We start from the raw sequence: 12211 nt of genomic DNA, 5'->3' as shown, positions 1-12211 counted from the left end.
GGGTCGGACGGTCTGCCCCTGCGCATCACCTTCCACGGCCGCCACGTACGCCCTGGCCACCTCGGCCACGGGGGTGCCGGCCGACCCGTCGGCGCCCATCGACTCCAGGGTCTCGCTGATCCAACCGGGGCTGATGACGTTGAGGCGCAGGCCGCGCGGCAACTCGCTGGCCGCGTTGCGGACGAAGCCTTCCAGGCCGCTGTTGATCAGCGCGCCCAGCGAGGCGCCGGCCAGCGGCGCGGTGAAGGTGCCGCCGGTCAGGGTGATGGAGCCGCCGTCACGCAGGTGCCGCAGCGCGCGCTGGACCACCGCGACCTGACCCAGCAACTTGCCCTGCACGTTGGCGAGGACCTCCGCGTCGGTGGCGGTCGCCAGCTCGACCAGCGGACCGCTTGCGGCACAGCACACCACCGCGTCCACCTCTGTGACCTCGGCGAAGAGCGCGTCGAGCGATGTCGGCACGGCCACGTCGACCGTCACCGGCCCGCGCCGGGACGCCTTGACCACCTGGTGGGAACCCTCTTCCAGGGCGTCGACGACGGCACTGCCGATGGTGCCGGTCGCCCCGATCAGAAGTATCTTCATGATCTTGATCATGCCAGGGGCGGGCGCCGGGGCGGCGAATTTTCGGGATGCGAGACGGGGACCGCGGCCCGGTGGGACGGACGGGTGCGGCCCGCCCCGGGGGAGTCGCGCTGCCGGAACCGCCCGGCCCGGTACGCATCCGCGTCGCGGATCACAGCGGTACGAGGGTGATCTCGGTGGCCTTGACGCTCGCCCAGACGGGGGTGCCCTCCGCGAGGTCGAGTTCGACGGCGGCGGCCGGGGTGATCTCGGCCACCAGATCGGGCACCTCCGTCGAACCGACCGCCACCCGCAGCCGGCTGCCGACGGCGGTGAGCTCACGCACGACGCCCGGCCAGACGTTGCGCGGGCTGCCGCTCGGCCGCTCCCGGTGCAGCGACACCGCCTCGGGGCCGAACACGGCGAGGGCCGCGGGGGCCGTTGCCGGGTCGGGCGCCCGGTGCTGGGGTGGCTGGTGTTGCTGCTGCCCGTCGTCCGGCGGGTCGGGCGGATCCGCCGGGTGGGGGCCATCGTGTGCGTCTGGGGCGTGCGACTTCGGCGGGTGGGGCTCATCGCGTACGCCGCTGCCCGGCGCGGTGTCGGGGGCGTCGGAGGTGGGCGCGGCGCCGGCCGGGGCGGGCAGCGGGTCGGCGACCACCAGTTGCCCGGGGCCCGACAGGGCGAGGCCGCCGGCTGAGGTGACGGTGCCCTGCCAGGCGTTGTGGCCGAGCATCCGGGCCACCCACGGTGAGCGCGGGTGCCGGGTCACCTCGGCCGGCGTCGCGTACTGCACCACCCGGCCGGCCTCCAGGACCAGCACCCGATCGGCGAGCGACACCGCCTCCACCGGGTCGTGGGTGACGAGCAGACAGACGCCGTCGAAGGCGGCCAGGTGCTGGCGCAGGGTCTGCCGGACCCGGGCCCGCGTCGTCTGGTCGAGCGCCGCCAGCGGCTCGTCGAGCAGCAGCAGCCGCGGCTGCGCCGCCAACGCCCGGGCCTGGGCGCCGCGGGGGGCCGGCCCGCCGGAGCGGGGCCGGGGGCGCCGGGGGGCGAGCCGGCCCACGCCCAGCCGATCCAGCCACTCCCGCGCCTGCCGGTGCGCCTCCCGGGCGCCGACGCCGCGCACGCGCAGCCCGTACGCCGTGTTCCGCACCGCGCTCAGGTGGGGGAACAGCGCGCCGTCCTGCGGCACCCAGGCCACCTTGCGGCGGTGCGTGGGCAGCGAGCTGACTTCGTCGCCGCCGAGCCAGATGACCGCCCGGGAACGCGTGGTGAGCCCGAGCAGGGCGCGCAGCAACGTGGTCTTGCCGGCGCCGTTGGGCCCGACGACGGCGATGGTGGTGCCGGGCGGGGCGGAGATCTCCATCTGGTTGAAGCCCGACAGCCGGGCCCGCAGCGGCCAACCCGGCCCGGCCGGCCGCTCCCCGGCGCCCCGACCTGCGCCCCGGACCGTGCCGCGGCCGGCGTCCTGACCGGAGCCCGGACCGGCTTCGCTGCCGGCTTGGCGGCCGGGTTCCTGACCGGCGTCGGCCGGGTCCCGTACGCGGCCCCCGCTACCCGTCGCTGGGCGCGTGCCGCCGGCCCACCGGCCGCGCAGCGCGATCAACACCGCCATGGCGATGGCCAACAGCAGCAGGGACACCGAGGTGGCCGCCTCCGGGTCGGCCTGGAGCAGCAGGTAGACCTGGAGCGGGAGGGTCTGGGTGACGCCCGGCAGGTTGCCCGCGAAGGTGATCGTGGCGCCGAACTCGCCGAGCGCCCGGGCCCAGGTCAGCGCGGCGCCCGCGAGCAGCCCCGGCGCCACCAGCGGGAGCGTGACGGTGCGGAACACCCGCCACGGCCCGGCCCCGAGCGAGGCCGCCGTGTCCTCGTACCGCCGGTCGAGGGCGGTCAGCGTGCCCTCCAGGCTGATGACCAGGAACGGCATGGCCACGAACGTCGCCGCGACCACGGCACCCGCCGTCGAGAACGGCAGCGTGACGCCGAACCAGTCCTCAAGCACTCCACCGAGCAGTCCCCGGCGGCCGAAGCCGAGCAGCAGCGCCACACCGCCGACCGTGGGCGGCAACACCATCGGCAGCAGCACCAGCGAGCGCACCAACGTCTTGCCGGCGAACGCGCCCCGGGCCAGCACCCAGGCCAGCGGCACCCCCAGCAGCACGGAGATGCCGAGCGACCAGAACGAGACGGTCAGCGACAGCCACAGCGCCTCCCGCACCGGGCCGCTGCTCAGATGCCCGCCCAGTTCGGACCAGGAGGTACGGGCCACCATGCCGATCAACGGGAGCAGCAGCAGTGCGACCGCCAGCGCCGCCGGCACGGCCAGCGCCAGCGGGGTGCCGGGCCGGGTGCCGCGCCGCCGCAGCCGCCCACCGCGCGCAGCGCCGGGCACCGATCGGCGCAGCCGCCACCCGGGCGCGCGCTGCCGCCCGTCGCCCGCAGGGCCCGCGCTGTCCTTCATCGCCTCCCGCTCCCTCGTCGCCACCTCAGGGGCGTTGGAATCCGGCCGTACGCAGAATCTTCTGCGCCGTCGGGGAGGTCAGCCACCGGACAAAGGCCCGCGCCTGCTCCTCGTGCCGGGACGCGGTCAGCGGCGCCGCGGGATAGGAGGCGATGGCGTTCTCGTCATCCGGGATGGTGACCGTGTCGACCCGGTCCTCGGCGGTGGTCGCATCGGTGACGTAGACGATGCCGGCATCGGCCTCGCCCAGCTTCACCTTGCTCAGCACGGCGCGCACGCTCGGCTCCTGCGACACCGGCTTCACGTGCACGTCGGCTCCGTCGAGCACGGTCCTGCTGTACCGCCCGACCGGCACTTCGGGCGCCGCGAGGACGACCTTGAGGTCCTTGTCCGCCAGGTCCTTGAGCCCCCGTACGTGCCGCGGGTTGCCCTCGCCCACCGCGATGACCAGCCGGTTCTTGGCGATCTTCGCGTACTGGCCGACGTCCCCGCGCAGCTTCTGCATCGTCGGCAGGTCCGCTGTGACCAGCGCGTCGGCGGGCGCGCCGGCCCGTACCTGCGCGGCCAGGTCCTGCGACCCGGCGAAGGAGAACCGCAGCCGCACGTCCGGGTGGCTCTTCTCGTACGCCTTGCCGACGTCGGCGAAGACGTCCGTCAGCGAGGCCGCGGCCAGCACCGTCAGTTGGGTCCTGTCGGCGGAGCCCGTCGAGTCGTCGTCGGAGCCGCAGGCCGTCAGCGGGAGCAGCGCGGCGAGGCACAGCGCGGCGCCGGCGGCGCGGCGGCGTAGCGAGGTCAGGGACATGATGGGTTCCTTCACGGTCCTGGTCACGGTCCTGGCGGGGGAGCGGCGCGGGCGACGGGCGCCGTACGCGGGGCGGGCGGTGAGGTGAGGGATGGAGCGGTGGAGTCGCGCGGTGAGGGCGCGTGGTGGCGCGGGCGATGGAGCCGCGCGGTCGGTCGGCCGGGCGGGTCAGACGCGGTCGATGTGCACGTTGGTCGACTTCACCCGCGCGGTGGCGCGGACGCCCACCTCAAGACCGAGTTCCTCCACGGCCTCCCGGGTCAGGAGCGAGACCAGCCGGTGCGGCCCGGCCTGGATCTCCACCTGGGCCGCGACGTCGCCGAGCTTGACGGCGGTGACGATGCCGGGGAACGCATTGCGCGCCGAGGTGTACGGCGCGTCCCCGTACCCCTCGCCACCCTGCGCCAACTCCACGGAGAACGCCGCGAGCTCCCGCCCGTCGATCAACCGCCGACCGGACTCGTCGCGGTGCGTCTCGACCCGCCCCGCATCCGCCCACCGGCGCACGGTGTCCGAACTGACGCCAAGCAGCCGAGCCGCCTGGCCGATGCTGTAGGACTGCATGTGCGGGACAGTAAGCCAGTTTGAGCAGCATCTGCAAACGAATGGATGAATGTGCCTTGCACATGCTGCATGGTGTGGCGTGCTGGGTGTGGGCGTGTGAGGGGTGCGTTTGGCCTGAGTGGGGGGTGGAGGGTGTGTGGAGGGTGTTTCCGGTGGGTGGCGCGGGTGTCTCGTGGGTGGGGTGTGGCGCCGGTGCGGGGTGTGGCGCCGCGCCCCCCGGATGCTGTCGAAGTACGCCGTGTGGCGCGCGCCGACTCGCCCCCTACGGCCGCCCCCTGTGGCCCCCCTGTGACCCACTGTCGGGAGAGCTGTTCTGAACAGGCCGCGGGCGCGGCGCCCGTCGCCGTGGCACCCGCCTCCGCGGTATCCGTTACCGCGCGGGAGGCATGGGCCTCAACGCGCTCCCCTCACAACGGAACTGCCAGTCAAGGCAAGGGAGATGGCGGGTGAACATGGCGGAAACGGCGAGGGGGCGGTGCCTCGAAAGGGCCACCCGCAGGATCAAAGCAGGATCAACGAGGACCAGGCACCGTCGCCGGAGGCGTCACGATCGCGGTGACGACGAAGCCGTCGTGGATGACCCAGCGGCCCTCGAAGCCGCTGAAGGGGAAGCCGTCGGGAATGTCGGCCGAGGGGAGCAACCGGGCCCGGAAGGTGCCCTGTCGGTCGGGGCCGCCGGAGCCGGGGACGGATGAAGCGGGGGCGGCCTCGAAGGTCAACTCGGCGTCGGAGAAGTCGAGTTCGCGCCGAGCCAGCGGATACCACGCCTTGAAGACGCTCTCCTTCGCGCTGAACAGCAGCCGGTCCCAGTGCACCGGTCCGCCACCCCAGGCGCCCCGCGCGATCTGCTGCCCGCGCTCCCGCTCCGGAGCCAGCGACACGACGTCGAGCACGCCCTCGGGCAGCGGGGCGTGCGGCTCCGCGTCGATGCCGATCGAACGCGCGACGGAGGCGGGCGCCAACGCGGCGGCCCGATACCCGTCGCAGTGCGTCATGCTGCCCACCACGCCCTCGGGCCAGCCGGGCTCACCACGCTTGCCGGGCAACACCGGCGTGGGCGGCAGGCCCAGGCCCGCCATGGCCCGCCGGGCACAGGCCCGGACCGTGGTGAACTCGTTCCGCCGCTTCTGTACGGACCGGGTGAGCAGGGCCGCTTCCTCGGGGAAGAGCACGTCGGGCGCGGCGTCGGTGCGCACCGCGTCGGCCCAGGCGATCTCGGCGGGCACCAACGCGCTCGGGATGACAGATGAAGCTCCGCTTGTCGAGTTCCCGACGGCGGTCTCGCCTGTGCCGTATCCCATGGTCAACCCCCGTTGCGCGTAAGCTCCTTGCAGGTCATTCTGTCCGTACCCTAGCGATGTGTGGCGCTTACTCGACCGTAACGAGGGCAAGATCACAGAGTGCCCTACTCCTGTCGTTCACAAACCTCCCCTAGTCTCCGTCGCATGACGGTCCTGCCCGACGGGCTCCCCTTGGCAGCCGAGTTCCCGGAAGCAACCCGAGAACAGTGGCAACACCTTGTTGGCAACGTACTGCGCAAGTCCGGTGCGTCCGACGCCAGCGGAGTCGCTGCTGAGGAAGTGCTCACCACCTCGCTCCAGGACGGGATCGCCGCCCGTCCGCTGTACACCGACGAGGACGCGCCCGACGCGTCCACCGCCGCCGGCTTTCCCGGCTTCCCCCCGTTCCTGCGCGGCGGGCGTCCCGAAGGGGCGGCGGTAACCGGCTGGGACGTACGCCAGCGTCACACGCACCCCGATCCCGAACGCACCCGCGAAGCGGTCCTCGCCGACCTGGAGAACGGCGTGACCTCGCTGTGGCTCGCGGTCGGCGACGGCGCGCTGCCCGTCGACGCGCTGCCCCGCGCCCTGGAAGGCGTCTACCTGGACCTGGTGACCGTCGCGCTCGACCCCGGCGCCGACGCCGCTGCCGCCGGCGCGGCCCTGCTCGCGCTCTACGACGCGCGCGAGGTGCCCCGACACGCCGCGCTCGCCGTGCTCGGCGCCGACCCGTACGGCCTGCTGGCCCGTACCGGAGCGGCCGACGCGCTGGAGGCGCAACTGGCCGCAGCGGTGGACCTCGCCCGCCGCGCCAGCGCCGACTACCCGGGCGTGCGGGCGCTGAGCGTGGACGCCCTGCCGTACCACGAGGCCGGCGCCTCCACCGCCGAAGAACTCGGCTGCTCGCTCGCCACCGGCGTCGGCTACCTGCGCGCCCTCACCGCAGGTGGCCTCTCCGTCGACGCCGCGCTGGCCCAACTGGAATTCCGCTACGCGGCCACCGCCGACCAGTTCCTGAACATCGCCAAGCTGCGCGCCGCCCGCCGGCGGTGGGCCCGGGTGGCGCAGGTGTGCGGCGCCGCCGAAGGCACCGCGGCCCAGCGGCAGCACGCGGTCACCTCGCCGGTGATGATGACCCGGCGCGACCCGTGGGTGAACATGCTGCGCACCACCGTCGCCACCCTCGGCGCCGGCGTCGGCGGCGCGGACGCGGTGACCGTCCTCCCCTTCGACAGCGAACTCGGCCTGCCCGACGGCTTCGCCCGGCGCATCGCCCGCAACACCTCCGCGATCCTGCTGGAGGAGTCGCACCTGGCCCGCGTCATCGACCCGGCCGGCGGCTCCTGGTACGTGGAGCGGCTGACCGACGAGGTCGCCGAGGCGGCCTGGGCCTGGTTCCAGGAGATCGAGGCGGCCGGCGGCATCGCCGACGGGCTCACCTCGGGACTGGTCCCCGACCGGATCGCCGCCACCTGGCAGCGCCGCTCCAAGGACCTCGCCCGGCGCAAGGAGCCGATCACCGGCGTCAGCGAGTTCCCGCTGCTCGACGAGCGCCCGGTGGAGCGCGAGGCCGCCCCGCAGCGGCTCACCGGCGGCCTGCCGCGGGTGCGCAGGGACGAGGCGTACGAGACGCTGCGCGCCCGCAGCGACGCCCACCTGGCGGCGAGCGGCGAGCGGCCGAAGGTCTTCCTGGCCACCCTCGGCCCGGCCGCCGCGTACACCGCGCGCGCCACCTTCGCCGCCAACCTGTTCCAGGCCGGCGGCATCGCGGCCGTCCAGGAGCAGGCCGGCACCGACGCCCAGGCCGCGGCCGACGCCTTCGCCGGCAGCGGCGCGCGCATCGCCTGCCTGTGCTCGACCGACCAGCTCTACGCCGAACAGGCCGCGGACGCCGCCGCCCGGCTCAAGGCCGCCGGCGCCACCCGCGTCTACCTGGCGGGCCGCCCCGGCGAGCGGCGGGAAGACTACCTTCAGGCCGGGGTGGACGAGTTCGTCTTCGCGGGCTGCGACGCGGTCGAGGTGCTGACCTCGGCCCTGAACACCATGGGGATTGCGTGATGCAAGGCGGAGCGGACGCCATGGGAGCCATCCCGAACTTCGCGAACATCCAACTGACCGGCGACGACGCGGGCACGCCCGGCCCGACCACCGACGACTGGCGGGCCGCGCTCCGCCAGAGCACCGGCAAGGACCAGGACGCGCTGGTCTGGGAGACCCCCGAGGGCATCGGAGTCAAGCCGCTGTACGGGGCCGCCGACCTGGAAGGCGTCGACTTCCTCGGCACCTACCCGGGCATCGCGCCCTATCTGCGCGGCCCGTACCCGACGATGTACGTCAACCAGCCGTGGACGGTGCGCCAGTACGCGGGCTTCTCCACCGCCGAGGAGTCCAACGCCTTCTACCGGCGCAACCTGGCCGCGGGCCAGAAGGGCCTGTCGGTCGCCTTCGACCTGCCCACCCACCGCGGCTACGACAGCGACCACCCGCGGGTCACCGGCGACGTCGGCATGGCGGGCGTCGCCATCGACTCCATCTACGACATGCGGCAGCTCTTCGACGGCATCCCGCTGGACAAGATGAGCGTGTCGATGACGATGAACGGCGCGGTGCTGCCCATCCTCGCGCTCTACATCGTCGCCGCGGAGGAGCAGGGCGTCGCGCCCGAGAAGCTGGCCGGAACCATTCAGAACGACATTCTGAAAGAGTTCATGGTCCGCAACACCTACATCTACCCGCCGCAGCCCTCCATGCGGATCATCTCCGACATCTTCGCCTTCACCTCGCAGAAGATGCCGCGCTACAACTCCATCTCCATCTCCGGTTACCACATCCAGGAGGCCGGGGCCACCGCCGACCTGGAGCTGGCCTACACCCTCGCCGACGGCGTGGAGTACCTGCGGGCCGGGTTGGACGCGGGCATGGACGTGGACGCCTTCGCGCCGCGGCTCTCGTTCTTCTGGGCGATCGGCATGAACTTCTTCATGGAGATCGCCAAGCTGCGCGCGGCCCGGCTGCTGTGGGCCAAGCTGGTCAAGCAGTTCGACCCGAAGAACGCCAAGTCCCTTTCGCTGCGCACCCATTCGCAGACCTCGGGCTGGTCGCTGACCGCGCAGGACGTGTTCAACAACGTGGCCCGCACCTGCGTGGAGGCGATGGCCGCGACCCAGGGCCACACCCAGTCGCTGCACACCAACGCGCTGGACGAGGCGCTGGCGCTGCCCACCGACTTCTCCGCCCGCATCGCCCGCAACACCCAACTCCTGCTCCAGCAGGAGTCCGGCACCTGCCGGGTCATCGACCCGTGGGGCGGCAGCGCGTACGTCGAGCGGCTCACCCTGGACCTCGCGCGCCGCGCCTGGCAGCACATCGAGGAGGTCGAGGCCGCCGGCGGCATGGCGCAGGCCATCGACGCCGGCATTCCCAAGCTGCGCGTGGAGGAGGCCGCGGCCCGCACTCAGGCCCGGATCGACTCCGGCCGGCAGCCGGTGATCGGCATCAACAAGTACCGGGTGGACAGCGACGAGCAGATCGACGTCCTCAAGGTCGACAACTCCGCGGTCCGCACCCAGCAGGTCGACAAGCTCCGCCGGCTGCGCGCCGAGCGCGACGAGCAGGCGTGCCAGGACGCGCTGCGGGCGCTCACCGGCGCCGCCGAGAACGGCGCCCAGCGCGCCGGCGACCTGTCGGGCAACCTGCTCGCGCTGGCCGTCAACGCCGCCCGCGCCAAGGCCACCGTCGGCGAGATCTCCGACGCCCTGGAGAAGGTGTACGGGCGCCACTCGGGCCAGATCCGTACGATCTCCGGTGTGTACCGAGACGAAGCAGGACCGTCAACCGGCGTGGACCGCACCCGGGCGCTGGTGCGCGCCTTCGAGGAGGCCGAGGGCCGTCGGCCGCGCATCCTGGTCGCCAAGATGGGACAGGACGGGCACGACCGGGGCCAGAAGGTGATCGCCACCGCCTTCGCCGACCTCGGCTTCGACGTGGACGTCGGCCCGCTGTTCCAGACCCCCGCCGAGGTCGCCCGGCAGGCGGTGGAGGCCGACGTGCACATCGTCGGCGTCTCCTCGCTGGCCGCCGGCCACCTCACGCTGGTGCCCGCGCTGCGCGAGCAACTGGCCGAGGCGGGGCGCGAGGACATCACCATCGTGGTCGGCGGCGTCATCCCGCCGCAGGACGTCGAGACGCTGCGCGAGATGGGCGCCGCGGCCGTCTTCCCGCCCGGCACGGTGATCCCCGACGCCGCCTACGACCTGGTCACGTCGCTGGGTGCGGCGCTCGGCCACGAGCTGTGAGCCCATGCCACCCAAGATCGACGTAGGCGCGTACGCACGGGGCGTCCGCGAGGGTTCCCGGGCACACATCGCCCGGGCCATCACCCTCGTGGAGTCCACCCGGCCCGACCACCGCGCCCTCGCCCAACAACTGCTGGTCGAACTCCTGCCGTACGCGGGCAAGTCCCGCCGGGTGGGCATCAGCGGGGTGCCGGGCGTCGGCAAGTCCACCTTCATCGACGCGCTGGGCACCCTGCTCACCGGGCGCGGCCACCGGGTCGCGGTGCTCGCCGTCGACCCCTCGTCCAGCCGGACCGGCGGCTCCATCCTGGGTGACAAGACCCGGATGGAGCGGCTGGCCGTCGACCCGGCCGCCTTCGTCAGGCCCTCGCCGACCTCCGGCACCCTGGGCGGCGTGGCGCGGGCCACCCGGGAGACCATCGTGCTGATGGAGGCCGCCGGGTATGACGTGGTCCTGGTCGAGACGGTGGGCGTGGGCCAGTCCGAGACGGCCGTGGCCGGCATGGTCGACACCTTCCTGCTGCTGACCCTGGCCCGTACCGGAGACCAGCTCCAGGGCATCAAGAAGGGCGTCGTGGAGCTGGCCGACCTGGTGGCGGTCAACAAGGCCGACGGGCCGCACGAGCGGGACGCCCGCTCGGCCGCCCGCGAACTGGCCGGCGCGCTGAGGCTGTTGCGCCCGCAGGCCAGCAGCGGGCACGGGGCGGGCGCGGCCGGCCGGAGCGGCGAGGCGCCGCCCCACCCGGACGAGGTGTGGAACCCGCCGGTGCTCACCTGTAGCGCCCGCGAGGGCACCGGGCTCGACACCCTGTGGGACCGCATCGAGCAGCACCGCAAGGTCCTCGACTCGACGGGCGCGCTCCAGCGCAAGCGGCGCGACCAACAGGTCGAGTGGACCTGGACGATGGTCCAGGACCAACTCCTGACCCGGCTCCGGGAGCACCCCGCGGTGCGCCGGCTGACCCCCGAGGTCGAGCGGCAACTGCGGGACGGCACGCTGACGGCCTCTCTCGCGGCGGAGCAACTCCTCGCCGCGTTCGGGTCACCGACCGGTACGGAACAGGCCGACCCCGCGCTCAACGGCCGCCACCCGCGGGCCTGAGCACGACCCGGTCGTACGACGGGCCACCGACGACGGGCGGCCGGACGGGGAACACCCCCGACCGGCCGCCCGTGTCGTCTGCGGGGCGGTTGCCGTTGCCGTTGCCCGTGCTTTCGCCACCGCTGCCCGGCGGTGGGTTGCGCGACCGGAGTGCCGCCGCGTACGGGCGACGGGCGCGGGTGGGGCCGCGGCCCGGCGGGCCCATGGCCTCACGGCCGGTGGCCCCGCAGAGTCGTGCGTCGTCCGGCCCGGGGCGGAGCAGGAGTGCTCAGTCGCGCGGGGCGACCAGGGCCGGGGACTGGCCCGCGCGGCGCAGTGCGGCGGCGACGAAACCGTTCGCCGTCAACTCGTCGACCAGGTCCCGGAGGAAGCCGATGGTGGCGGGCGCGCGGTCCTTGGTGGTGCCCACCGCCTGCCGGATCTGGAGGAAGGTATCCGGTATCAGCCGGACGTCCGGGTGCGCGGCGACGTAGGCGGTCATCGGCTCGCGGATGCCGGCCCCGACGTCGAGCCCCTGCGCCCGGAAGGTGTCCACGCCCTCGTCGCCGCGGACCACGGACGCGTGGCGCAGGGTGCGGGAGAGGAACAGGTCGTACGCGGAACCGTGCTTGACGCCGATGCGGACGCCCGCGCGGTCCACGTCGGCCGCGCTGGCGAAGGGCGCCTGCTGCGGGACGACGTACACGCCCTCGATGACGACGTAGGGCGCGGTGACGGCGACGTCGGCCTCCCGCGCCGGGTCGATGGCCAGGAAGCACAGGTCGGCCCGGCCGGTGGCCATCGCCTCGCACGACTTGCGGGCGGCGTCGAAGCACTGGAACTCCACCGGGAGCCCCAGCCGGGCGCCGACCTCCCGCGCGAGGTCCACCGTGATGCCGGCGGGCGCCGTCGGCGTGCCCTGGGCCAGCACCGGGTTGCCCAGGTTGATGGAGGCCCGCAGCACGCCCTGCGGGGCGAGGTCCCGAGCGATGTCGGTGATCACGTAGGTCATGCGGCGGAGTCTAGGCCGGGCCCCGGGACGCCCCTGCGGGGGATCGCGTCACCGGCGCCGGGGCGGGCCCCCCCGCCCCCCGCCCCCCCCCCCGCCCGCCGCGCCGCGGATCGGCTACTTCCCGTGGGACGAGGACGTCGCCACCACCTTCC

The 12211-nt window shown here is 73.8% G+C and carries 9 protein-coding genes; 3 read left to right on the top strand and 6 right to left on the bottom strand.

Going from position 1 to position 12211, the window contains the following annotated elements:
• From AAHZ94_RS17130 to AAHZ94_RS17110, 5 genes are all read right to left on the bottom strand, one after another.
• Positions 1-585: short chain dehydrogenase (locus tag AAHZ94_RS17130; protein ID WP_349993772.1), on the bottom strand; the 585-nt coding region annotated here is incomplete at its 3' end.
• Between the two features lie 151 nt (positions 586-736).
• Complete coding sequence (locus AAHZ94_RS17125; RefSeq protein WP_502964696.1) at positions 737-3025, bottom strand: ABC transporter permease; 2289 nt, start codon at positions 3023-3025, stop codon at positions 737-739.
• Between the two features lie 25 nt (positions 3026-3050).
• Complete coding sequence (gene modA / locus AAHZ94_RS17120) at positions 3051-3827, bottom strand: molybdate ABC transporter substrate-binding protein (RefSeq protein WP_349993771.1); 777 nt, start codon at positions 3825-3827, stop codon at positions 3051-3053.
• A 168-nt stretch (positions 3828-3995) separates the two neighbouring features.
• The gene (locus AAHZ94_RS17115; RefSeq protein ID WP_349993770.1) at positions 3996-4391 is read right to left on the bottom strand and encodes a TOBE domain-containing protein; all 396 of its coding nucleotides are present in this window, start codon (positions 4389-4391) and stop codon (positions 3996-3998) included.
• A gap of 512 nt (positions 4392-4903) precedes the next feature.
• Complete coding sequence (locus AAHZ94_RS17110) at positions 4904-5632, bottom strand: 4'-phosphopantetheinyl transferase family protein (RefSeq protein ID WP_502964697.1); 729 nt, start codon at positions 5630-5632, stop codon at positions 4904-4906.
• Between the two features lie 204 nt (positions 5633-5836).
• On the opposite strand from AAHZ94_RS17110, the gene AAHZ94_RS17105 reads away from it, so the two are divergent.
• From AAHZ94_RS17105 to meaB, 3 genes are read left to right on the top strand one after another with little or no spacing between them, the layout of a single operon-like run.
• The gene (locus tag AAHZ94_RS17105; RefSeq protein ID WP_349993768.1) at positions 5837-7729 is read left to right on the top strand and encodes a methylmalonyl-CoA mutase family protein; all 1893 of its coding nucleotides are present in this window, start codon (positions 5837-5839) and stop codon (positions 7727-7729) included.
• A 20-nt stretch (positions 7730-7749) separates the two neighbouring features.
• Positions 7750-9966, top strand: a complete 2217-nt coding sequence (gene scpA / locus AAHZ94_RS17100; protein WP_349993767.1) for a methylmalonyl-CoA mutase — start codon at positions 7750-7752, stop codon at positions 9964-9966.
• Between the two features lie 4 nt (positions 9967-9970).
• Positions 9971-11068: a methylmalonyl Co-A mutase-associated GTPase MeaB gene (gene meaB / locus AAHZ94_RS17095; RefSeq protein ID WP_349993766.1), complete on the top strand. Its 1098-nt coding sequence runs from the start codon at positions 9971-9973 to the stop codon at positions 11066-11068.
• A gap of 268 nt (positions 11069-11336) precedes the next feature.
• On the opposite strand, the gene AAHZ94_RS17090 is transcribed toward meaB, so the two are convergent.
• A complete protein-coding gene (locus AAHZ94_RS17090) occupies positions 11337-12059 on the bottom strand; it encodes a transporter substrate-binding domain-containing protein (RefSeq protein WP_349993765.1) in 723 nt (240 codons plus the stop codon).
• Positions 12060-12211 lie beyond the last annotated feature (152 nt).

Source organism: Streptomyces sp. HSW2009 (assembly GCF_040240285.1).
Classification (GTDB): domain Bacteria; phylum Actinomycetota; class Actinomycetes; order Streptomycetales; family Streptomycetaceae; genus Streptomyces.
This window is presented reverse-complemented; position numbering and strand designations above follow the sequence as displayed.

What these genes read in the sequence shown, in the direction of transcription:
- modA (WP_349993771.1), bottom strand. Translation starts at nt 3,827, where the DNA reads ATGTCCCTGACCTCGCTACGCCGCCGCGCCGCCGGCGCCGCGCTGTGC.
- AAHZ94_RS17115 (WP_349993770.1), bottom strand. Translation starts at nt 4,391, where the DNA reads ATGCAGTCCTACAGCATCGGCCAGGCGGCTCGGCTGCTTGGCGTCAGT.
- meaB (WP_349993766.1), top strand. Translation starts at nt 9,971, where the DNA reads ATGCCACCCAAGATCGACGTAGGCGCGTACGCACGGGGCGTCCGCGAG.
- scpA (WP_349993767.1), top strand. Translation starts at nt 7,750, where the DNA reads ATGGGAGCCATCCCGAACTTCGCGAACATCCAACTGACCGGCGACGAC.
- AAHZ94_RS17125 (WP_502964696.1), bottom strand. Translation starts at nt 3,025, where the DNA reads ATGAAGGACAGCGCGGGCCCTGCGGGCGACGGGCGGCAGCGCGCGCCC.
- AAHZ94_RS17105 (WP_349993768.1), top strand. Translation starts at nt 5,837, where the DNA reads ATGACGGTCCTGCCCGACGGGCTCCCCTTGGCAGCCGAGTTCCCGGAA.
- AAHZ94_RS17090 (WP_349993765.1), bottom strand. Translation starts at nt 12,059, where the DNA reads ATGACCTACGTGATCACCGACATCGCTCGGGACCTCGCCCCGCAGGGC.